This window comes from Devosia ginsengisoli (assembly GCF_024707105.1).
Classification (GTDB): Bacteria; Pseudomonadota; Alphaproteobacteria; order Rhizobiales; family Devosiaceae; genus Devosia; species Devosia ginsengisoli_A.
Genome location: NZ_JANQAJ010000006.1, coordinates 224,094 through 246,317 on the forward strand (window position 1 = coordinate 224,094; position 22,224 = coordinate 246,317).

A 22,224-nucleotide genomic window follows, 5' to 3' on the forward strand; every position below is an offset into this window, starting at 1 on the left:
AGGCCGCTACGGCCGGCCCAGCACCTCGTTCACCGCCTCGACAAAGGCAGCAACGATGATATCGGCCTCCTGCCGGCTGAGGCAGAGCGGCGGCGCGAAGCCGATAATATCGCCCTGCGGCATGGCCCGGGCGATGACGCCCCGGCCGAGCAGGGCCGCGGCCAGGCGCGGACCGAGCTTTTCGCTCGCGTCGAAGAAGGTGCGGCTGTCCTTGTCCCTGACGAATTCGACGGCGCAGAGCAGGCCCTCGCCGCGCACATCGCCGACATTGGGATGGGCCGCGAGGGCATCGCGCATGGCGGCGTTAAGATAGGTACCGACAGTGCCGGCATTCTCGACCAGGCCGAGGGAATCCACCAGCAGGAGGTTGGCGACACCGGCGGCCGCGCTGATTGGGTGCGATGAATAGGTCCAGCCATGCCCGATGGCGCCATTCTCGTCGGTGCCGCGCACCAGCACGTCCCACATGCGCTGGGAAAAGATCGAGCCCGAAAGCGGCGCATAGGCCGAGGTCAGGCCCTTGGCGATGGTGATGATATCGGCTTCCAGCCCGTATTTGTCCGAGCCGAACATGGCGCCCAGGCGCCCGAACGCCGTCACCACTTCATCCACGATGAGCAGGATATCGTGCTTTTTCAGCACCGCCTGAATGGCTGGCCAATAGCCCTGCGGTGGCGGCACCAGGCCACCGGTGCCCAGCACCGGCTCGCCGATAAAGGCAGCGATGGTGTCGGCGCCTTCACGGTCGATCAGCGCTTCGAGTTCGGCCACGCAATGGCCAACAAAATCGGCTTCGCTCATATCGAGCCGGGGGCGACGGTAGTAGTAGGGCGCCTCGGTGTGCAGGATCGGGCTTAGCGGCAGGTCGAACTTGTTGTGGAACGATGCCAGCCCGGTCAGCGACCCGGTCATCAGGCCCGAGCCGTGATAGCCGCGCCAGCGCGAGATAATCTTCTTCTTTTCCGGCCGGCCCAAGATGTTGTTGTAGTACCAGACCATCTTGATGTTGGTCTCGTTGGCGTCCGAGCCGCCCAGGCCGAAATAGACCTTGGACATGTTTTTGGGCGCCCGCTCCAGGATCATCTTGGCGAGCGTGATCGAGGCCTCGGTGCCATGGCCGACATAGGCATGGTAATAGGCCAACTGCCTGGCCTGCTCGGCAATGGCATCGGAGATTTCGGTGCGGCCATAGCCGACATTAACGCAATAGAGACCGGCAAAGGCATCGAGCAGCCGGGTGCCGTCACGATCCTCTATATAGACGCCCGAGCCACCGGTGATGATGCGGCTGGGGCTTTCGCCGCGCGCATGCTGGCCCAGATGGGTCGAGGGGTGAAAGAAGTTGTCGCGGTCCCAGCGGTCGAGTTGGTCGTTGGTCAGCATTTTTCTGTGGTCCTTCCGTGGGATAGTGAGTTGGTCAATGCCAGTCGCGGCAGACATATTTGACCTCGGTAAAGGCCTCCATGCCGAGCCGCGCGCCTTCACGGCCGAGACCGGATTGCTTCATGCCGCCAAAGGGAATGGGCGGGCCGGTGACCTTGGTGCGATTGACGGCCACCATGCCGAATTGCAGCGCCCGGCTGGCCCGGTAGATGCGGCGCGGGTCGTTGGTGTGGAGATAGGCGATGAGACCGTATTCGGTATCGTTGGCCTGGGCGATGACGGCTGCCTCGTCGTCGAATGGGGCAATGGCCGCCACCGGGCCGAAGGTTTCCTCATGCATGATAAGGGCATCGGCGGGCACGTCGGCGAGGACGGTCGGTGCGAAGAAGAGCGGCCCGGCCGCATGCGTCTTCCCGCCCACCAAGCAGCGGGCACCCTTGACCAGCGCATCCTCGACATGCTGGCGCTGCTTGTCGATAGCGCGCTGGTTCATCAGCGGCCCGATATCGAGGTCCTCGATGCCCGGACCGACGCGCAAGGCGGCAGTGGCGGCGGCGAAGCGGTGGCAGAATTCGTCGTAAAGCGGTCGCTCGATGAAGAAGCGGTTGGCACCCAGGCAATCCTGGCCCGACGTGGCGAATTTGGCCTTGATGGCTTCTTCGACCGCCTGGTCGAGATCGGCATCGGCAAAGACGATGAAGGGCGCCAGCCCGCCCAGTTCCATCACCAGCCGTTTCATCGTTCCGGCCGACTGGCGATAGAGCAGGCGGCCGATTTCGGTCGAACCGGTGAAGGAAAGCACGCGCACGCGATGATCATTGGTCCAGGGCTCGACCACTTCGGCGGCGCGGCCGGTGACCACGTTGAAGACGCCCGGCGGCATCCCTGCCCGGTCGGCGAGCACGGCCAGAGCCGTGGCGGAAAACGGCGTTTCGCCCGAGGGATGGGCCACGCAGGTGCAGCCGGCGGCCAGGGCCGCGGCCGCCTTGCGGGTCAGCATGGCGGAAGGGAAATTCCAAGGCGTGATGAGCGCCGCCACGCCTGCTGGCTCACGCCAGACTTCCACTTCGGCATCGGGCAGGTGGGAGGTGACGCTTTCGATATTGGGCCGCTTGGCCTCTTCGGCGTAGAATTCGACGAAGGAGGCGGCATAGTCGATTTCACCCCGCGCTTCGGAGAGCGGCTTGCCCTGCTCGCGCGTCATGATCAGCGCCAGATCCTCACGCGCGGCGCGGATGGCGTCGTACCAGCGGCGGAGTATGGCCGAGCGTTCCTGTGGCAGCAGCCCGGACCAGGCGGGAAACGCCTTTGCCGCCGCGTCGACCGCCGCCTTGGACGCCGTGCCATCCAACGCGGGCACCGCGCCGATGACCTGACCGGTCGCCGGGTCGGTGACCTCAATGACATCGGCTGCATCCGTGCCGATGCGCCGGCCGTCGATAAAGGCGGCAGCGCAGAACAGGTCATGGTCATCAAGACCCGCGATCGGGTCGACACGGCTTTCGGTTCTCGGCGCTGACGCTGGCATTGTCGCCTCCACATTGGCAGCGACAATATCGGGCTAGCGGGAGAGGCGTTCGCCAAACTCGGTCGCAAATTCGGAGGGATGCCCTGTTTGCGCGCAGGCCGGCGGGCAAATCATCTGGCGCTGCGGACGGCGCCGCTAGTCCTGGCTGGCGGCGAGTAGGCCGACGGGCAGCGGCTCGTCCTTCACCGGCAGGGTGACGACATAGGAATAGTAGCGCTTGATGCCGATTTCCTGCGCCAGCAGGTTGTTGATCAGTTGCTGGTAGGCGTCGAGATGGCGGACGACGAGCTTGCAGATATAGTCCATGCCGCCACCCACCGCCCAGCATTCGACGACTTCGGGAATGGCGGCGATGGCCTTTTCGAAGCGGGCGAAGTCGTCGCTGCGATGGTTCTCGATTTCGATCTGCACGAAGACCATGGTCACCGGCCCGAAGGCCTTGAGCGAGATTTGCGCCTGATAGCTCTCGATAATGCCAGCATCTTCCAGGCGCCGCAGCCGTTCCCAGCAGGGCGTGGCGGAGAGATTGACGCGCTCGGCCAAAGCCGCTTTGGGGATGCGGCCTTCGCGTTGCAGGATGCTCAGGATCTTGATGTCCCGGTCATCGAGCCGTAGCCGTTCGGGGTGTGATGGGGTCACGCCAGATCGATGCTCCCGGTGAAATCTGGAAGCATAATAAAGGCGTTACGGCATACGCGTCCAGCGCGATGCACACACGGAGCCGCAGCTTGCCCATGCAATGCTTGCAGGCAGCCGGTCAGGGCATCACGATTCAGCCGTTGAGAACGGCCTTGAGAAAGTCGCGCGTTCGTTGCTCCTTGGGCGCGGTGAAGAGTTCGTCGGGCGTGCCCTGTTCCTTCATCTGCCCCTTGTCGAAGAAGCAGACCCGGTCGGAAACCTCGCGGGCAAAGCGCATTTCGTGAGTCACCAGCAGCATGGTGAGATCGTGTTCGGAGGCGAGGCGGGCGATGACATTGAGCACTTCGCCCACCAGTTCGGGATCGAGTGCCGATGTCGGCTCGTCGAATAGCATCACCTTGGGCCGCATGGCGAGCGCGCGCGCGATGCCGACGCGCTGTTGCTGGCCGCCTGACAATTGGTGTGGATATTTATGCGCCTGATCGGCCAGGCCGACCATTTCGAGCAATTCATCGGCGCGCTGGTTGGCATCCTGCCGGCTGAGGCCGAGCACCTTGACCGGCGCTTCGGCGATATTGCGGCGCACCGTCATATGCGGGAACAGGTTGAACTGCTGGAACACCATGCCGAGCTGCCGGCGCATCTTGCGCAGATGCTCCTCGCCGGCCGGCACGAGCGTGCCGTTGCGCTGCTCGTGCCACAAGGGTTCGTTGCCGACATAGACCACGCCATCATTGATGGTTTCGAGCGTCATCAGCACGCGCAGCACAGTCGACTTGCCCGAGCCCGAAGGGCCGATAATGGTGACCTTCTCCCCGCGCTTGACCTCGAAATCGAGTCCGTCGAGTACCTTGAGCGAGCCGTAACTCTTGCCGACCTTGTCGAATTTGATGATGGGATCGGTCATTTGAGGGGCAATCCTTGCTTGGGAAGGCGCGTGTCGAGCAGGCGCACGCCGGCCGAGGCGACCAGTGTCATGATGAGGTAGAGCCCGCCGACCATGGAAAGCGGCACCATATAGTCGAAGGTACGGTCGCCGATGATCTTGGCGACGTTGAGCATTTCAAGCACGGTCACGACAGAGAGCACCGGCACGTCCTTCATGATCGAGACCAGGTAATTGCCCATAGCCGGGATGATGCGCGGAATGGCCTGCGGCAGCAGCACATGGGTGAAGGTATGGGCCGACGGGAAATTGAGCGCCCGTGCCGCTTCGCGCTGGTCGCGGCCGATGGCCTGCAGTCCGGCCCGGTAAACCTCGGATGTATAGGCGCTGTATTGCAGGCCCAGCGCCAGCGCGCCGGTCATGAAGGCGGGTAGCACCAGCCCGTATTCGGGCAGCACGTAATAGAGGAAGAAGAGCTGGATCAGCAGGGGCGTGTCGCGGATGAATTCGCAGAGCACATTGGCCGGCCAGGAGATAAGGCGCGAGGGCGCGCCCTTGAGTACCGCCAGGATCAGTCCCAGCACCAGCGCGACGACGAAACCGAGCACCGTGGCTTGGACGGTGACCCACAGACCGATCAGCAGGATCGGCAGGATGGACCAGGCAAAGGCCAGTTCGCTCGACGTATCCCATTCAAAACCGAACAGCATGGCTAGTTACTCGCGTGGCGCCAGCGGCCGACAAACCGCTCGAGCAGCTTCATGATGGCGGTGAGCACCAGTGCCATGCCGAAATACATGAACAGGACCAGGGTGAAGATAGTGGTGCTGTCCTGGGTGAAATTGCGCAATTGCTCGGCGCGGAAGGCCAGGTCGCCCAGGCTGATCAGCGAGACCAGCGCCGTATCCTTGAGATTCTGCACTGCCAGATTGCCGAAGGGCGGCATCATCTCGGGAATGGCCTGCGGCAGAGCCACGCCGAACAGCGCCTGGCGGGGAGTGAAATTGAGCGCCCGCGCCGCCTCATACTGGCTCTTCTGCACCGCCTGGATGGCGCCGCGCACCACTTCGGCGCCGTAGGCCCCGATATTGAGGCTCAGCGCCAGCACGCCCGCGACCACCGGCGGTAGACGCAGGTCCAGCCCAACGGCCTGTCCGGCAACGGGCAGGGCAAAATAGAGCCAGAACAGTTGCACCAGTAGCGACGTGCCCCGGAATATCTCGATATAGCCGACCGAAACCGCCTTGATCAGCCAGTTCGGCGACAGTTTGCCGATGCCGAAGGCAAAGGACAGGATCGCGCCAAAGATAGTCGAGTAGACGGTCAGCTGGACCGTCACCCAGGCTCCCTGCAGCAATGGCGTCAGGTACTCAGTCCAAGCCATCCGGTATCCCCCGCTTGGCCATGATGCCGAAAAGGCCGGTACAGGGAAAGACCGGCGACGTCACCGACGCCGATCTCCCCTGCCCCTCGCTTATTCGGCGGCGCAGAGTTCTGCGGTGGTCCGATGGGACGAACCATCGACATCGGCCTGGCTAAAGCCGTATCCGGTGAGGATCGAAGCCCAGTCTTCGGTCTGCTTGAACTCGGCCAGCACTTCGTTGACCGCGTCGCGCAGGTCGGTGCTGCCCTGGGCAAAGACGAAGCCGCCCCAGCTGCGCACTTCGTTGCCGTCGATCACCGGGTCGACGAATTCGCCGGCCACTTCGACGCCGCTACCCTGCGATGCCAGGCCTGTAGCGGTCAGGCTGGTGGCGGCATAGGCGTCGGCCCGGCCGGTAGACACGGTCGAGATGGCATCGGCATTGGAGGCGATGGTCACCAGGTTCGCCTCGGGCACGCCCAGCGCCTGCATCATTTCGAGCTGGTCGGCACCGGCCATGATGGCCACCTTGAGATCAGGATTTTCAGCAAAGTCGGCATAGGCATGGATGCCCTTGGGGTTGCCGGCGGGCACCAGCAGCCCCTCACCATAGGAACTGTTGGGTTCCGAATAGATCACCTGAGCGCAGCGCTCGGGCAGGATGGCCATTTCGGCCGCCACCATGTCGAAGCGGTCCGCCTGCAGGCCCGGAATGAGCGAGGAGAAGTTGGTGGTCACCCACTCGATATTCTCGATGCCGAGCTGTTCGACGATATGCTTGGCCACATCGGGACCGGCGCCCAGGGCTTCCCCGTTGGGATCGACATAGCCATAGGGAATTTCGTTGGCGACCGCGATGCGGATCGTGCCGGATGCCTTGATCTCGTCAAGGGTCGCAGCGCTGACCGCAGTCGTCGCCATCGCCGCAGCGGTCAAGGCAGCGAGGGCGATCGAGGCACGTTTGGTAATGGTCGTGATCATGTTTGTCTCCCGGTTTCCTGCTAATTTGGCGGTTCGTAGGCAGCGCCATGTTCTGTTTTTCGCCGGTCGCCTTGCCGATGCAACCGGATAGCGTCGATCCGACCGGCACCCGGTCGGGAAGTGAGCGGCCTTGCCGGCCAATGGGCTGAATCGTCAGTATTTTTTAGTCTGCCGTCACGATGAACTGAGCCGGCTCCAGCGTTGCGGAGCGGCGCGTTTGAGTCGAGGGACGATACGTCTATTTTGCCGCCCGGCCGGTAGCAGGATCGGCTGCCGGGCGCAGGCAGATTGGAAGGATCGACTATCCGGGGCACGGGCATAGTGCGCGACGAAACAGGGGCCTTGTCGGCGTGGTCTTGCCACAGGCGCATACGGGCCTATGAATTGCGTCTGCGACGGCATCGGGAGGAGCCCGGCATGACTATCGACTTCGCCGAGATCCTGCTGGCGCGGCAGCGGATATCAGCAAGCGTATTACGAACGCCGCAACGTGAAGCCAAGTCGCTGAGCGCGCGGCTGGGCGTGCCGGTGCAGCTCAAATGCGAGCACCACCAGACGACGGGCAGTTTCAAGCTGCGCGGCGCCACCAATGCCGTGCTGTCGCTCGACCGGGCGCAGCGCGATGCCGGCGTCGTCGCCGCCTCCACCGGCAATCATGGGCGCGCGCTCGCCCATGCCGCGGCCGCTGCCGGCGCCAAGGCGGTGATCTGCATGTCGCGGCTGGTGCCTGATAACAAGGTGCAGGCCATCGAGGCACTCGGCGCTGAAATCCGCATCGTCGGCAACAGTCAGGACGATGCACAGGTCGAGGTCGACCGGCTGGCATTGGAAGCCGGCATGACGCCGGTGCCGCCCTTCGACCACGCCGCAGTCATCGCCGGTCAGGGCACGCTCGGGCTGGAAATGCTGGAAGACGCGCCGCAGACGACCACGGTGCTGGTGCCATTGTCCGGTGGCGGATTGCTGGCCGGAGTGGCACTGGCGCTGCGGACGCTCAATCCGGCCATCCGGATCATCGGCGTCACCATGGAAAATGGCGCCGCGATGCAGGCGAGCCTGGTCGCCGGTCAGCCCGTCGCGGTCGAGGAAGTGCCGACCCTGGCGGACTCGCTGGGCGGCGGGATCGGGCTCGCGAACCGATATACCTTCCCCATGGTCCGCGACCTGGTCGACGAGGTGGTGCTGGTCAGCGAGGCCGAGATCGCCGAGGCCATGCGCGCGGCCTATTTCGAGGAGAGCGAAGCGCTCGAAGGCGCCGCCGCCGTGGGTATCGCGGCGCTCGATGCCGACAAGGTGACGCTCACCGGACCAGCCGTGGTCCTGCTCAGCGGCAAGAATATCGACATGACGCTGCATCGGCGCATCATGGCTGGCGAAAATCCGGACCTCGCGGCGGAGCATGGCCATGGCTGACATCACCATCCTCACCGAAACCATGCTTCGGCAGTTGGTGCCGCTCGATCTCGAAGCCATTGCCTGCGTCGAGGACGCCTTTCATGCGTTGGCCACAAAACCGGTCGTCATGCCGCCCATCCTGCGGCTCGACATTGCCGAGGCGCGCGGCGAGGTGGACGTCAAGACCGCCTATGTGCCGGGCATCGACAGCTTCGCCATCAAGATCAGCCCCGGCTTCTTCGACAATCCAAAGCTGGGCCTGCCCTCGGTCAATGGGCTGATGGTGCTGCTCAGCGCCCACACCGGGCTGGTCGAGGCCCTGCTGCTCGACAATGGCTATCTCACCGATATCCGCACATCAGCGGCCGGCGCCGTGGCTGCCAGGCACCTGGCGCGGGCCGATGCGTCCACCGCCGCCATCATCGGAGCCGGGGCGCAGGCGCGATTGCAACTGGCGGCGCTCTGCCTGGTCCGGCCGATCCGGCGGGCCATGCTGTGGTCACGTGATCGCGCCAAGGCCGAGAAGCTGGCTGCCGACATCGTTGCCCAGCATGGCATCGCCGTCTCGGTCAGCGATACGGCCGAAGCCGCGGTGGCCGAAGCCGATGTCATCGTCACCACCACGCCTTCGTCGACCCCGCTCATCCGCGCCGAATGGCTGCGCCCCGGCCAGCACCTGACCGCCATGGGGTCCGATGCGGAGCATAAGAACGAGATCGACCCGGCGGCCGTTGCGCGCGCCGATCTCTACGTGCCCGACAGCCTGGCGCAAACGCGCCTGCTGGGCGAGTTGCACCACGCCATCGGCGCCGGCCTCGTCACGCCTAATCGCGACTTTGCCGCGCTCGGCTCCATCATCGCCGGCCAGGCCGACGGCCGCACATCGCCGACGCAGATAACCTTTGCCGACCTGACCGGCACCGGTGTGCAGGATACGGCCATTGCCACCTTGGCCCGCCAGCGCGCCCAGGCGGCCGGCGCCGGCCAGATTTTTTCCAGTTGAACGGTTTCCCGGGAGGGGACGCATCGTGTCTGAAATCACCCTAGCTTTTTCGATCGAGGAATATGCCGCGCGCCTCGCCAAGGTCCGGAGCGCCATGGACCGGGCCGGCATCGAGGTGCTCGTGGTCACCGACCCGTCCAATATGGGCTGGCTCACCGGCTATGATGGCTGGTCATTCTATGTCCACCAGGCGGTGATCGTACCGCCGGAAGGCGAGCCGCTGTGGTTCGGGCGCCCGCAGGACGTCAATGGCGCGCGGCTGACCAGCTACCTCGACCCGGCATCGATGTTCTCCTACCCCGACAATTACGTGCAGAATCCGGAAGTCCATCCCTATCAGGTGCTGGCTAAGGTGCTGGCCGACAAGGGCCTTGCCGGAAAGCGGCTGGGCGTCGAGATGGACAATTACTACTTCTCGGCCAAGTGCCTCGAAACGTTGCGCGCCGAATTGCCCAATGCGATCATTGCCGACGCGACCGCGCTGGTGAACTGGCAGCGAGCGGTCAAGTCCGAGCAGGAGCTGGTCTATATGCGACGGGCAGCGCGGCTGGTCGAAGTCATGCATCAACGCATTCGCGACGTGTCCGAGCATGGCTTGCGCAAATGCGACTTGGTGGCCGAAATCTACGATGCCGGCTTGCGCGGCACCGATGGCTTCGGTGGCGATTATGCCGCCATCGTTCCCCTCACCCCGTCGGGCAAGGATGCCTCGGCGGCGCACCTCACATGGGACGACAGGCCCATGCGGCGCGGCGAAGGCACGTTCTTCGAAATCGCCGGCTGCTACCGCCGTTACCACGCGCCGCTGTCGCGCACGCTCTATCTGGGCGAGCCGCCCGCCGGCATGCTGAGGGCGCAGCAGGCCGTGCTGGAAGGGCTCGATGCCGGGCTCGACGCCGCCCGCCCCGGCAATACCTGCGGCCAGGTGGCCGACGCCTTTTTCGGTGTACTGCGCAAATACGGCATCGAGAAGGATTCGCGCACCGGCTATCCGGTGGGCATTTCCTATCCGCCCGATTGGGGCGAGCGCACCATGAGCTTGCGGCCGGGCGACAAATCGATCCTGGCCGAAAACATGACATTCCACTTCATGCCGGCCATCTGGACCGACGACTGGGGCTTCGAAACCTCCGAGACCATCCGCATCCGTGCCGGTGCTCCGGCCGAATGCCTGGCCGATGTGTCGCGCGAACTGGTCGTCAAACCCTAGGCGTCAAATGGCCCATGCATTGCTTAACGAGGCGACCGCCATCCTAGGGGACCTTATCGCCTTTCCCAGCGTGTCGCAGGATTCCAACGCCGACCTGATCGACTATCTGCAGCGCCGGCTCGAGCTGGTGGGCGCTCGCGTCGAAGTGACACGCGATGTGGATGGCGGCAAGGCCAATATCTTTGCCACGATCGGGCCGGCGGACATGGATGGCGGCGTCGTGCTGTCGGGCCATAGCGATGTGGTACCGGTCGAGGGTCAGGACTGGAGCAGCGATCCTTTCGCCGCCTCGCTTCGCGACGGACGCGTCTATGGCCGTGGCGCCTGCGACATGAAGGGTTTCATCGCCTGTGCCATGGCCTCTGCGCCGCTCTTTGCCGAGGCGGAACTGACGCGGCCGCTGCATCTGGCCTTCACCTATGACGAGGAAGTGGGGTGCCTGGGCGCCCAGGTGATGCTCGACCGACTGGCGCAGACCGGCCCCAGGCCGGCCGTCTGCATCGTGGGCGAACCCACCGGCATGGCCATCATCGAAGGGCACAAGGGGTGCTGCGAATATACGACCACCTTTTCCGGCACCGCGGGCCACGCGTCCCAGCCCGATCTCGGCGTCAACGCCATCGAATATGCCACCCGCTATATCGCCCGCCTGCTCGAGATCGGCGGCGCGCTACGGGCCCGGGCGCCGGCCCAGTCGCGGTTCGACCCGCCCTGGTCCACCATCCAGGTCGGCCGTATTGCCGGGGGCGCCGCGCGCAACATCATCGCCGAAAGCTGCGCGGTCGAATGGGAATTGCGCCCGATCAACAGCGCCGATTTCGCCTTCGCCAAGTCCCAGATCGAGGATTATGTCGAAAGCCACCTGCTGCCGCGCATGCGGGCCGTCTATCCGGAGGCCGATATCCTGACCTCGGTCATCGGCGAAGTGGTGGGGCTCGAGCCGATGAGCGCGTCGGAGGCCGAAGCCCTCGTCCGCACGCTGACCGGCAATCGCGATCCGGCCACCTGCGTCTCCTTCGGCACCGAAGCGGGCCTGTTCCAGCAATTGGGCATTTCGACCGTCATCTGCGGCCCAGGCTCCATCGCCCAGGCGCACAAGGCCGACGAATATGTGGAACTCGTCCAGCTCGATGCCTGTCTCGATATGATCGGCAACCTGCTGCCCCAGCTCGCCCGAGGCTAGAAACCGTTGGCTGTCGTCAGCGTGCCGGTGGCGAAGGCGAGGGTGGCCGCCGCCACGAAGGCATCGCTGCGGGCCTGCGCCTGGGCATATTGGGCTTTCAGCAGGCCCGTCTGGGTGACGCTGATATCGGCCAGCGTGCCCAGGCCGTTCTTGTAATAGTCGAGCGCCGCCTCGTAATTGGTGCGGGCGGCATTGACCAATTCGGTGGCCGCAGCATTGGCCGACAGGCTGGTGCGCAGCACGTCATAGGCCACGACGATTTCCTGCGCCGCGGTGCTTTGCAGCCGGGCAAAATCCTGTTGGGAGGCAGAAGCGGCGGCGACGGCCGCCTCCATGCGGGCATCGCGCATGCCGCCATCGAAGATCGGCACGGTCACGCCCAGCAGCACTGCCGCATTGGGCTGGTTCACATCGAGCGTGGCGGTGGAATCGAACCGCGTGTCATGGATCGAATAGCTGCCGATCGTGCGATTGACCGTGCCGGTCAGCGCGATCCTGGGCAGGAATTCGGCACGCGCCGCCGCAATGCCCTGCTCGCTCGCCTTCATCTGGGCGAAAGCCGCCTGCACGTCGGGGCGCCGCTGCAACGAGGCGACGATCATCTGGTCGAGATTATCAGGAACCTGCCGCGGCAGGGGCTTGCCGGAAATATCCTGCACCTTGATGGTGATGGTGGGCGAAATGCCCATGGCGCCGAGCAGCATGGCATAGGTGCTGCGCTCGCGGCCGGTCGCCCCGGTCAGGTCGAACTCGGCCTGCGCCACCTGCTGCTTGGCCTGGGCCACTTCCATCGTGGTGGCAACACCCTGGTCGAGCCGGGCCTGCGCCGCTTCCAGCACCACGCGCGCATTGTCAAGGGCGGCCCTGTCGATCCGCGACTGCGCCCGGGCGGCGCTATATTGGAAATAGGCGTTGCTGACATCGTAGATCAGCTTCTGATGCGTGCCGTTGAAGCCGACATTGGCCGCAAAGGACACTTGCTGCGCCGTGGCCAAAGCCGCGTCCCGCGCGCCGAAATCGAACAGCAGCCACTTGACCGCCAGCGATGGCACGGCCTGCATGCCCGATGTGGTGATCGTGCCATCTGGCACGCTGACCAACGCAGTATTGATGCCAGGCGCCGTGTTCGAGGTGACGGCATAGCCGGCCAGCACATCGGCGCTGATGATCGGCAGGTAGGCGCCCTCGGCAATGCCGGTCGCCGCGGCCGCCTCGCGGGCGCGCTGCCAGGCTGCCTGCGTCGCCGGATTGGAGAGCTGGGCGATATTGATGAGTTCAGGCAGGCTATAGGTGTGATTGGGGTCGAGCTGCGGCGTGGCGATGGTGATCGGCATGCTCGGATCGGGCGTCACGCCATAATCGGCATTGCCGGGATCAACAGCGGCTTCCCCGGCCGTGCCGCGATAGGGCGTAGTGGCGCTGGCCGAGGCCAGCTTGAGCGACGAGCCGGTGCATCCGGCCAGCGCCAGCACCAGCATGACGCCGCCAATCGCGCGGAGGATCGCTCTGCCGGCCATCAGAGCGCCGCCAGCGCGCGGGCAAAGCCCTGCGCCAGATCGCGATGCGCCTCGACGGTCTGCTCGAAATCGCGCCGCCATGCCGCCCGAGGCGAAGTGCTGGCGAGCTGGTGCTCAAGCCGCGCGAGCGTGCTGGTGGATTGGGATAGCGCTTGCTGAAGCATGGTCCTGGCCTCGGGGTCCGGTTGCAGGATAGACGAGGCGGCGACGTCCAGAAACCGTGATGCGGACGCTTCATGGGCAAGCGTTGCTGCTTTCACACACCGCGGCGCGCCGAACATGTAGCGCGGTCGCGCCCGCAGGCGCCGTAAATTCCCGGCCTTTTCCGTCGCGTCTTCCATCGCCGTCATGATCGCCGCTGCATAGGGTAGCAGCGGCGCACTGGCGCGCAGCCGCCTGGCTTCGAAAGCGGACAGCCGTGACAGGCGGCGCGCCTGTTTCAGTTCCGGCGTGACTGCGGCAAGGCTATTGCCTGCCTGGCGCAAGGCGGCGCCCAACCCCTGAACGGCGCTGGCGAGGTGCTGAGCGGTCAGCGCGCCGACGCTGGTGGGCCACAGCCAGAGGAAGATGATGGTCACTACCACATTGCCGATCAGGATGCCGAGAATGCGGTTGGTCGCCACGCTGATATCGAAAGCGGGGCCATAGCCCTGCAAAACGCAGAGGAAAAAGGCCAGCGCCATCTGCCAGCCCGCATACTGGACGAGGTTCGAACCGTTCGCGACCCAGGCGGCGATAAAGCTGCCGGCGGCGACCAGCAGCAGCAACTGACCGATATCGGTCATACCAGGCATGAGGAAGACGATGCTGCCCATCCCCATCGCCGCGCCGATCAGGCAGCCCACAATGCGCAGGGCCGCCTTGTGCAGCGTTTCCCCCGCCGTGCCGAGCGCCACGTAGAAGCATGTGATCATGGCGGTATGGATCTCGAACCAGCCAAAGGCGGTATAGATTGTATAGGTGATGAACACCGCCAGCATGGTCTTGAGCGCGAACTGCATATAGGCGGGATTGGAGAAAGTGTCGGCTGGCCCCTGCTCGACCGCAACGGGCCCCGGCACGACGAGGCGTCCGCTCCACACCGCCGCAATCCGTCCCACCCGCTCGGCCAGCGGCGCCGATTGCGCCAGCAGGCCCACGGGCCGCCAGCCCGCATCCAGCGCCCTGTGAAACTCGATGGCCTCGGCCAATTGGTCCAGCCGCTTTGCCAGCAGGCCATCCGCCGGCGTACCACTCGTTTCGGCCAACAGGTCCTGGACCATGGGCATCAGGGCGGTGACACGACTGGCCTCGTTTTTGGAGTGATAGCCGAAAAGCGCGCCCAGCCGGGCCGGCGCTGCCAGCTCCCCAGCCGGCTCGCTGAGCAAAGCGCGGGCTTGCTCATCGCCCGCGCCCCGCAGGATGGCCGCCGCGGCGCGCAATCGCTGGGCCAGCCGATGGCGCACCAACCGGGCCGGATTGGGCCCGATCAGGGCATTGGCCAGAATGAGCACGGCCATGGGAAAGAACACCACCACCCACATCCAGCTCAGCCCCCGCGACAGCAATTCGGGCACCGGCACGAAATCGTTGAGCGTCATCACGAAGGCGAAGACGAAGCCGATGGTCGCCGCGATCGGGCCTGCCTTGGTCGCCACGGAGAAATACATGCCGCCAAAGGTGAAGGCGGCCATGAAGCCCAGACGCAGCATGGGTTCGTCGGAGACCAGTTGCAGGAAGAGCAATCCGAGCAGGATGCCGACCGACACGCCCACGATCAGGGCCAGCGCGATGGCAATGCCGCTGGCGGCATTGTCGCGGCTGGCAAAGAAGATCAGGTAGCAGGACACCGCCGCTTCGGGCACGTGCTGGCTCATCGCCAGCGCCACCACCAGGACGCAGCACAAAGCCATGCGCAACGAGGCGCCGAGCCGGCCCTCATAGGGGCGCAGTTCATCGACAAGAATGCCGAACAGGCCCGGTCTATTGCGGTTCGCTGCCATCGTCCGCTTCCGGCGCCGCGCCCTTCAGCACCACTACGGCGGAGGCGCCGACGCGCATGAGATCGGCCGGCGGCTCATGCAGGTGCACATAGACCGGAAAGCGCTTGGCCACTTTCACCCAGTTGAGCGAATTGGAAACGATGGGCAGACCGAGAATGGTGGCCGAATCCGCCGATCGCACGCCCCAGCCGATAGCCGAAACCGTGCCATGCACGGGCTGGCGCGTATTGGCCATAACAAAGACCTCCGCTGCGTCGCCGATAGCGATATCGGGCAGTTCGGTTTCGCGGAAGAAAGCCACCACTTCCCAGCCGGAGGTGTCGATCATCGAGAACACCGTCTGCCCGGTAACGACATATTCGCCCGGCGGCATGATGAGCCCGGTGACGAGACCGTCGAAGGGCGCCCGCACGGTGGTGTTGTCCAGATCGCGCTGCATCAGCGCCACCGTAGCGGCCGCTGTATCCACCTGCGCCTGGCGCGTGTCGAGCGTGCCGATCACCTGCGTGGCGCCTTCGGATTGCTGCAGGGCCTGGTCGAGGCTGACCAGCGCATCATTATAGGCCGTGCGCGCCTGGTCGACCTGCTGTGCCGTCACGAAGCCCCGCTCCAGCAGCGGCTCGAGCCGCTCAAGTGTTTGCCGCGCGAGATCGGCATTGAACTGGGCGCGTTCGATCTGCTTCTGGGCGACATCGGCATTGGACTGGGCCGTGGCGATGTTGCGGCCGCCCTGTGCCAGTTCAGATCTCGGCGGCACGCTGTTCCGCCTGCGCCTGTTCGAGCCGCAACTGATAGGGTTCCGGATCGATCTGGAACAGCACGTCGCCCTGCTTGACGGCCTGGTTGTTCGTAACCGCGATGGAGATTACCCGTCCCGGTACGGTTGGCGAAATTTGCACCACCGGGGCCTCGATCTCGGCGACATCGGAGCGCGGATTGGCGACGCCCGAACTCCAGACCAGGTAGATCAGCACGGCGGTGACGGCGAAGACGGCATAGCCGATGATTTTGCCCAGGACCGCCCGCATCACGCTACTCCCGACCAGACCATCCACAGCCCGATCCCCCCGCTGACCGCCAGGCAGAGATAGACCAGCGGCGGGGCCGGCAGGTGTTCGTCGATCCGCAGCGCGATCAGCGCCGCGCGCAGGATGACGGCAAGGAAGATCCCACCGACGGCGCAGATGATCCAGGCCGGAAAGAATGACCCGAATATGGGAATGGCCGGCGCGCCGCTGGTGGCGGAGCAACCCGCCAGGAACAGGGAAAACAGCGCCATTGCTGGCAGGGAAATACGTGAGGTCATGAGCCAGCCAACGGAGCAATACCCTGTGCGAAGCCGGGCAAGGCCGCCAAGGTAACCAGTGGCTGCTCGTATGGCAACCGAGCAGCCCCGGGTGCCGCCGGCAGGCGCCACCGACCCGAGAAAACGATGTTCGAACAACGCTTCGCGACATTACCGTTTTGTAATATCGTTCTTGACTGACCGCTGCTAGGTTCTGCCCGAATTCGTCGTCCGCTTCCTTGAACTGCTTCAGAGGTTTGGCTTGATCCGGCAAATCCTGGCCTCGCTCGCCATCCTTGCCATCGCTGGCATGGCTTGGCTTTTTCTCGTGCCCGGCGCTCCCGAAACGCTCGCGAAAGTGGGCATTGCGCTGCCTTTCGGCCCACCCGCGTCGACCGAGGCCGCACGGGGGCCGGGCGGCCCCGGTGGCGCGCGCTTTGGCGGTTCGGACCGCGCCACCAATGTGGTGACCTCGGAAGTGGTGGAAGCCACCATCAACGATACACTCAACGCCATCGGGGAAGGCACTCCGGTCCGCTCCGTCACCGTCACGGCAGCCAGCGCCGGCGCACTGGCCGATATCCTGGTGCGCCCCGGACAGATGGTGCAGGCCGGCGACGTCATTGCCCGCTTCGACTCGGCGGCCGAGCAGATCGAGTATGACCGGGCCATGCTGGCGGCCGAGGATGTCGCGGCCACCCTGCAGCGCACGACCGGCCTCGCCAATTCCAATGTGGTGGCCGGCACCGCCCTGGCCGCGGCCGAACTCGCCAATGCCAATGCCCAACTGGCCCTGCGCAATGCCGGACTGGCGCTGGAGCGCCGCACCATTACCAGCCCGATTGCCGGATCGGTCGGCCTGATCCAGGTCACGCCCGGCAATTATGTCGGCGCCCAGACCGCCATCACCACGGTGGACGATACGTCCGCCATCCTGATCGACTTCTGGGTGCCCGAGCGTTATGCGGCCCAGATCCGGCCTGGCATGGCGGTGACCGTCAGCGCCGTGGCCCTGCCCGGGCGCAGCTTTACCGGCGATATTTCGGTTATCGACAACCGCATCGATCCGGCCAGCCGCACGCTGCAGGTGCAGGCTGAAATCCCCAATACCGACAATGCCCTGCGGGCCGGCATGAGCTTTTCGGTCGCGCTCGCCTTTCCCGGGGAGAACTATCCAGCGGTCAATCCGCTGGCGATCCTGTGGTCCGCGGAAGGCTCCTATGTCTGGAAATACCAGGACGGCGCGGCCACGCGCGTGATGGCCGAAATCATCCAGCGTAACAGCGATGGCGTGTTGGTCCGTGCCGATCTGGAACCGGGCGATGCTGTCATCACCGAGGGCATCCTGCAATTGAGCGAGGGCACGCCGGTCACTGTGCTCGAAGGCCCAGGCGCCGAAGCGGCGCAGGAAACCACCCAGACCGCAACCGGAAGCTGACGGGAAGCTGCACCATGTCCATTGCCGACAAGAATGAACGTGGTGGCGCCCTGGCCAGCCTCTTCGTGCGGCGGCCCGTCATGGCCGTGGTCATCAATGCCCTGATCATGGTGGCAGGGCTCGCCGCCCTGCTGGCCATCGAAGTTCGCGAATTGCCGAGCGTGGAGCGGCCGGTCCTGTCGATTTCCACCAGCTTCCCCGGCGCTGCGGCCGAAACCGTGGACCGCGAAATCACCGCGACCGTGGAAGGCGCCGTCGCCCGCGTGCAGGGCGTCGCGGCCATTTCATCGAGTTCCTCGGTCGGCAGCAGCCGCGTCACGCTGGAATTCACCGAAAGCACCAATCTCGACATTGCCACGTCCGACGTGCGCGACGCCCTGAGCCGGGTGACCCGCGGCCTGCCCGATGGGGCCGAAGACCCGGTCATCTTCAAGTCGGACAGCGATGCCCAGGCGGTAATGCAACTGGCTGTCACCTCCGACTCCATGAGCGTGGCCGAGCTCAGCGAAGTGGTGGAAAACATCATTGCCGAACGGCTCGGCGCCATCGACGGCGTCGCCGAGGTGCAGGTCTATGGCACGCGGCAATCGAGCTTCGAGATCGATGTCGATCCGGTCAAGCTCGCCAGCCGCGGCCTGACCGTTGCCGATGTGCGCAATGCCGTTGCCACCATCGCCTTCGATGCGCCGGCCGGCTCCATCAATGGCCCCAACCAGAACATTTCCGTCCGCGCCATATCCGAGGTGACCAGCCCGGCGGATTTCGAGCGCCTGCCGGTCGGCGAGCGGACCCTGCTGGGCGATGTCGCCACCGTGGTGTTCGACGCGGCCGCCAGCACCTCGTCTATCCGCGCCGATGGCAGGCCGGGTATCGGGCTCGGCATCGTTCGCCAGGCGCAATCCAATACGATCGCCATTTCCGAGGCCGTTCACGCCGCGGTCGATACGCTCAATCAGACCTTGCCGGCCGGGGTTGACCTGAAGATTTCCAGCGATGACGCCATCTTCATCCAGGGTGCGCTGCATGAAGTGGAGATCGCGCTGATCGTGGCCCTGGTGGCGGTCATCGTCATCATCTACCTCTTCCTGCTCGATTGGCGCGCCGTCATCGTGCCGGCCGTGTCCATGCCCATTGCGCTGCTCGGAGCGGTTGCTGGCATGTATGCCTTCGGCTTTTCGCTCAACATCATCACGCTGCTGGCCCTAGTGCTCGCCACGGGGCTGGTGGTCGATGACGCCATCGTGGTTCTCGAAAACATCGTGCGCCGCAAGCATCTGGGCGCCGGCCCCCGCGCCGCCGCTGTGCTCGGCACGCAGGAAGTTTTCTTCGCCGTCGTCGCCACCACGCTGACGCTGGTCGCCGTCTTCGTGCCGCTGTCCTTCCTCGAAGGACAGACCGGCCAGTTGTTCCGCGAATTCGGCTTTACCCTGGCCATCGCCGTGCTGCTGTCCTCCATCGTCGCCCTGTCGCTCGGGCCGATGGTGGCCTCGCGCTTCCTCAAGGACGATGGCAGCAAGGGCGGCCATGGCGGCCCGATCGGCGCTGTGGGCCGCGCCTTTGGCGGGCTTTATCGTGTCACCTTGCGCGTGGCGCTGCACAACCCGGTCGTCGTGCTGCTGATCGCCGCGCTCTTTGCCGGTTCGGCCTTTTTCGTCTTCGACAATATCCGCCAGGAAATCACACCGCCGGAAGATCGGTCGACGGTCAGCATCAGCGTCTCCGCGCCCAATACAGTCAGCCTCGATTTCGTGCGTACGCGGCTCGGCCAGGTCGAGGCCATGCTGCAACCCTATCTGGACAGCGGTGAGGCGACCTCGCTCTTCGTGCTGTCCGGCTGGGGCAATGGCGGCTTCATGACCCTGACGCTGGCTCCCTGGGAGGAGCGGACGCGCAGCCAGCAGGATATCGCCACAGAAGTCACCAATCTCATGGCCCAGGTGCCGGGCGTCCGCGCTTTTGTGCGCCAGGGCAACAGCCTGGGCATTCGCGGCGGCGGCTCGGGCCTGCAATTCGCCGTGGCCGGCTCCGATTATGCCGTCCTCGCCGAAACCGCCGAAGCCATCGGCGATGCGCTGGAAGAGGATGGCCGCTTCGGGCGCGTCAGCGTCAATTTCGACACGACCCAGCCGCAGTTGACCCTCACCGTGGACCGCGCCCGCGCCGATGCTTTGGGAATCGACATCAATGGCCTAGCGACCACGATGCAGGCAATGATCGACGGCGCCGAGGTCGGCAATATCTTCATCAACGACACCTCCTATTCGGTGCGCATGGTCTCGACCACCCATCCGGTCAACGATCCGCGCGACCTCGAAACCCTGTTCGTGCGCACCGGCGACGGGCGCTATGTGCCCATGTCCACCATTGCCACGATCACGGAATCGGCCGTGCCGCCGTCGCTGCGGCGTGAAGCGCAACGCCGCTCGGTCAGCGTTTCGGCCAGCCTCGAAAACGGCCTGGCGCTGGGCGACGCCTATGCCGAACTGCTCGAGATCGCCACGCCGCTCCTGCCCGAAGGCACCTCCATCCTGCCGCTGGCGGAAGCCAAGACGCTGGGCGACGCCAATAATGCGCTGCTGATGACGTTCGGCTTTGCCCTTGTCATCATCCTGCTGGTGCTCGCGGCGCAGTTCGAGAGCTTCTGGAGCGCCATCATCGTCATGACCACGGTGCCCTTCGGCATTGCGGCAGGGCTCTACGCCATCCTGGTCACTGGGGGGAGCCTCAATATCTTCAGCCAGATCGGGCTGGTCCTGGTCGTTGGCATCATGGCCAAGAACGGCATTCTCATCGTCGAATTCGCCAACCAGCTCCGCGACCGCGGCCGCTCGGTGCGCGAAGCCATCGAGGAAGCCTCCAATATCCGGCTGCGGCCGGTGATGATGACCATGATCGCCACCATTGTCGGCGGCCTGCCGCTGGTGCTGGCGTCCGGCGCCGGCGCCGAGGCCCGCTCGGCCCTCGGCTGGGTCATGGTCGGCGGTCTTTCCTTCGCCGCCATTTCCACGCTCTATCTCACCCCCGTCGCCTATCTTCTGCTCGCCCGCTTCTCCAAACCCAAAGTGGAGGAAGAGGTCCGGCTGGAGCGGGAACTGGACGACGCGCTGGGCGGACGGTCACCAGCGGAATAGCCCGTTGGATACTGGCGTTCCAACATAACCATACTTTGCCAATCGACCCGGCAGGCGCCGGTGACCGAGTGACTGGCGGCGGGTGCATACGCCGAGGTCAGGATTATACTACGGCCTTGAGAGCCGTGATGAGACGCAGGGGCTGGTCGACCATGACATGATGGCCGGCATCGGCGATTTCATGCGGCCGAACGAGCGGTTGCGCGTCGAGGATGGCGGCGAGTTCCTCACTGGAGACCACCGCTGACCGGGCGCCGCGGATAAAACTTATAGGGGTCGTGACAGTCGGCAGGAGAGCCCCTATATCGGCCATGCTGCGATTGGCGCTCAGATAGGGGTCGAACCGCCAGGTCCAGCCCTGCGCTACCTTCTTGAGCGATTGGCGGGCAATATAGTCGGCAATGAAAAGGTTGTCCGTTGATTGCTCCGGCAGGAAACGGAACCGCCGAAGTGCGGTGTCCAGGTCAGGATAGATGCGATGTGGGCGGGCTTTTTGCGCGGTCATCTCACTGACCCGGCGTTTGAGCGACAGCAGGCCGGAATCGATGATGACTGCGCTGGAAAACCGGTTGCTGGTCGTCGCCACCGTCGTGACGGCGATGGCGCCACCGTAGGAATGCCCGACCAGCACAGGGGCCGCTCCGGACAGGTGGAGACCTGCTGCCTCTGCGACCGCCAGTACTTCTTCAACATAGCCGGTCGCCGTGTAGTGTGTGCGCCAGCCTGATCGCCCCATGCCGGAAAGGGACAGGCTGGCCACGCGGAACCGTTCGGCGAAGAATGGAGCGATGAAAGCCCACCAATGCGCATTGGCGCCATGACCGGGCACCAGCAGCAGTCCCGGGGCTCCACGCCGTCCCCAGGTGAGCATTTCAATGGCGGTGCCGTTGACATCGACAAAGCTGGTTTCAGGTTCAGCGGCGAGAGCCTGCTCAAACCATTCGGGCCGTGAATACTGAACGTCTCCCGCCAGCAAGGTCATACGTCCGGTCCTGCTATTCGAGAGCTTTGTGGGCCGTGGCAATCGCATTGCGCAACGGCGCAATCAGCGGCTGCGCCGCGATGCCCCACAGCGAAACAATATGGTTCAACTCGCCCACCTCGGAAACGAAATGTCCAAGAATCTTGCCGAGATATTCCTCTTGGATGGGCAGGCCGTCACGTTCGTAGTGACTTAGGAATTCGGCGAGCTTGCCCACCTTGATCCTGTAGTCGCGCTCTTCAACGATCATGATCGTCACCACCTGCCCCCTTGCGTCGCAAACCAATGAACCTATTCCGTCAAATCAGGCTGGTTGCA

20 protein-coding genes are annotated in these 22,224 nt (G+C 64.7%); 6 read left to right on the forward strand and 14 right to left on the reverse strand.

All coding sequences use genetic code 11. From position 1 onward, the window contains the following. Window positions 1-6: 6 nt before the first annotated feature. The 7 genes from NVV79_RS04755 to ehuB all read right to left on the reverse strand — a co-directional run bounded on the left by NVV79_RS04755 (window position 7) and on the right by ehuB (window position 6,780). The gene (locus NVV79_RS04755; protein WP_303986773.1) at window positions 7-1,383 is read right to left on the reverse strand and encodes an aspartate aminotransferase family protein; all 1,377 of its coding nucleotides are present in this window, start codon (window positions 1,381-1,383) and stop codon (window positions 7-9) included. Between the two features lie 34 nt (window positions 1,384-1,417). Then, entirely contained in the window at window positions 1,418-2,911 is a 1,494-nt protein-coding gene (locus NVV79_RS04760) for an NAD-dependent succinate-semialdehyde dehydrogenase (protein ID WP_303986775.1), read from the reverse strand. A 135-nt stretch (window positions 2,912-3,046) separates the two neighbouring features. Further along, window positions 3,047-3,550 carry an Lrp/AsnC family transcriptional regulator gene (locus tag NVV79_RS04765; protein ID WP_303986777.1) on the reverse strand — a complete coding sequence of 168 codons (504 nt, stop codon included), beginning with the start codon at window positions 3,548-3,550 and terminating at the stop codon, window positions 3,047-3,049. 133 nt (window positions 3,551-3,683) lie between these two features. Then, window positions 3,684-4,457 (reverse strand): ectoine/hydroxyectoine ABC transporter ATP-binding protein EhuA, encoded by a 774-nt coding sequence (gene ehuA / locus NVV79_RS04770; RefSeq protein WP_303986779.1) that lies wholly within the window; start codon window positions 4,455-4,457, stop codon window positions 3,684-3,686. Further along, complete coding sequence (gene ehuD / locus NVV79_RS04775; protein WP_303986781.1) at window positions 4,454-5,146, reverse strand: ectoine/hydroxyectoine ABC transporter permease subunit EhuD; 693 nt, start codon at window positions 5,144-5,146, stop codon at window positions 4,454-4,456. Before ehuD ends, ehuA begins: the two co-directional genes overlap by 4 nt. Before the next feature lie 2 nt (window positions 5,147-5,148). Beyond that, window positions 5,149-5,820, reverse strand: coding sequence for an ectoine/hydroxyectoine ABC transporter permease subunit EhuC (gene ehuC, locus NVV79_RS04780; RefSeq protein WP_303986782.1), 672 nt, complete (start codon window positions 5,818-5,820; stop codon window positions 5,149-5,151). A gap of 90 nt (window positions 5,821-5,910) precedes the next feature. Then, window positions 5,911-6,780 carry an ectoine/hydroxyectoine ABC transporter substrate-binding protein EhuB gene (gene ehuB / locus NVV79_RS04785; protein WP_303986783.1) on the reverse strand — a complete coding sequence of 290 codons (870 nt, stop codon included), beginning with the start codon at window positions 6,778-6,780 and terminating at the stop codon, window positions 5,911-5,913. Between the two features lie 417 nt (window positions 6,781-7,197). Here ehuB and eutB point away from each other — a divergent pair, with 417 nt between their 5' ends. The 4 genes from eutB to argE are packed head-to-tail and all read left to right on the forward strand — an operon-like array spanning window position 7,198 to window position 11,571. Next, entirely contained in the window at window positions 7,198-8,193 is a 996-nt protein-coding gene (eutB, locus tag NVV79_RS04790) for a hydroxyectoine utilization dehydratase EutB (RefSeq protein ID WP_303986785.1), read from the forward strand. After that, window positions 8,186-9,178: an ectoine utilization protein EutC gene (gene eutC / locus NVV79_RS04795; protein WP_303986787.1), complete on the forward strand. Its 993-nt coding sequence runs from the start codon at window positions 8,186-8,188 to the stop codon at window positions 9,176-9,178. Before eutB ends, eutC begins: the two co-directional genes overlap by 8 nt. 25 nt (window positions 9,179-9,203) lie before the next feature. Next, a complete protein-coding gene (doeA, locus tag NVV79_RS04800; RefSeq protein WP_303986788.1) occupies window positions 9,204-10,388 on the forward strand; it encodes an ectoine hydrolase DoeA in 1,185 nt (394 codons plus the stop codon). Between the two features lie 7 nt (window positions 10,389-10,395). Next, complete coding sequence (gene argE / locus NVV79_RS04805; RefSeq protein WP_303986789.1) at window positions 10,396-11,571, forward strand: acetylornithine deacetylase; 1,176 nt, start codon at window positions 10,396-10,398, stop codon at window positions 11,569-11,571. On the opposite strand, the gene NVV79_RS04810 is transcribed toward argE, so the two are convergent. The 5 genes from NVV79_RS04810 to NVV79_RS04830 are packed head-to-tail and all read right to left on the reverse strand — an operon-like array spanning window position 11,568 to window position 16,376. Next, a complete protein-coding gene (locus NVV79_RS04810; RefSeq protein WP_303986791.1) occupies window positions 11,568-13,088 on the reverse strand; it encodes a TolC family protein in 1,521 nt (506 codons plus the stop codon). The two genes, argE and NVV79_RS04810, sit on opposite strands and share 4 nt — an antisense overlap. After that, window positions 13,088-15,070 carry an FUSC family protein gene (locus tag NVV79_RS04815; protein WP_303986793.1) on the reverse strand — a complete coding sequence of 661 codons (1,983 nt, stop codon included), beginning with the start codon at window positions 15,068-15,070 and terminating at the stop codon, window positions 13,088-13,090. The genes NVV79_RS04810 and NVV79_RS04815 overlap by 1 nt, the downstream gene beginning before the upstream one ends. After that, entirely contained in the window at window positions 15,051-15,827 is a 777-nt protein-coding gene (locus tag NVV79_RS04820; protein ID WP_303986795.1) for an HlyD family efflux transporter periplasmic adaptor subunit, read from the reverse strand. Before NVV79_RS04820 ends, NVV79_RS04815 begins: the two co-directional genes overlap by 20 nt. Beyond that, the gene (locus tag NVV79_RS04825; protein ID WP_303986797.1) at window positions 15,811-16,098 is read right to left on the reverse strand and encodes a biotin/lipoyl-binding protein; all 288 of its coding nucleotides are present in this window, start codon (window positions 16,096-16,098) and stop codon (window positions 15,811-15,813) included. Before NVV79_RS04825 ends, NVV79_RS04820 begins: the two co-directional genes overlap by 17 nt. Further along, window positions 16,098-16,376, reverse strand: coding sequence for a YtcA family lipoprotein (locus NVV79_RS04830; protein WP_303986798.1), 279 nt, complete (start codon window positions 16,374-16,376; stop codon window positions 16,098-16,100). Before NVV79_RS04830 ends, NVV79_RS04825 begins: the two co-directional genes overlap by 1 nt. Window positions 16,377-16,617: 241 nt before the next feature. On the opposite strand from NVV79_RS04830, the gene NVV79_RS04835 reads away from it, so the two are divergent. Both NVV79_RS04835 and NVV79_RS04840 read left to right on the forward strand, forming a co-directional pair. Then, window positions 16,618-17,793, forward strand: a complete 1,176-nt coding sequence (locus tag NVV79_RS04835) for an efflux RND transporter periplasmic adaptor subunit (protein WP_303986800.1) — start codon at window positions 16,618-16,620, stop codon at window positions 17,791-17,793. Window positions 17,794-17,807: 14 nt separating this feature from the next. Then, window positions 17,808-20,924, forward strand: coding sequence for an efflux RND transporter permease subunit (locus NVV79_RS04840; RefSeq protein WP_303986802.1), 3,117 nt, complete (start codon window positions 17,808-17,810; stop codon window positions 20,922-20,924). 103 nt (window positions 20,925-21,027) lie between these two features. On the opposite strand, the gene NVV79_RS04845 is transcribed toward NVV79_RS04840, so the two are convergent. Both NVV79_RS04845 and NVV79_RS04850 read right to left on the reverse strand, forming a co-directional pair. Beyond that, complete coding sequence (locus NVV79_RS04845; RefSeq protein WP_303986803.1) at window positions 21,028-21,906, reverse strand: alpha/beta fold hydrolase; 879 nt, start codon at window positions 21,904-21,906, stop codon at window positions 21,028-21,030. A gap of 13 nt (window positions 21,907-21,919) precedes the next feature. Further along, the gene (locus NVV79_RS04850) at window positions 21,920-22,156 is read right to left on the reverse strand and encodes an NIPSNAP family protein (protein ID WP_303988322.1); all 237 of its coding nucleotides are present in this window, start codon (window positions 22,154-22,156) and stop codon (window positions 21,920-21,922) included. Between the last annotated feature and the right edge of the window lie 68 nt (window positions 22,157-22,224).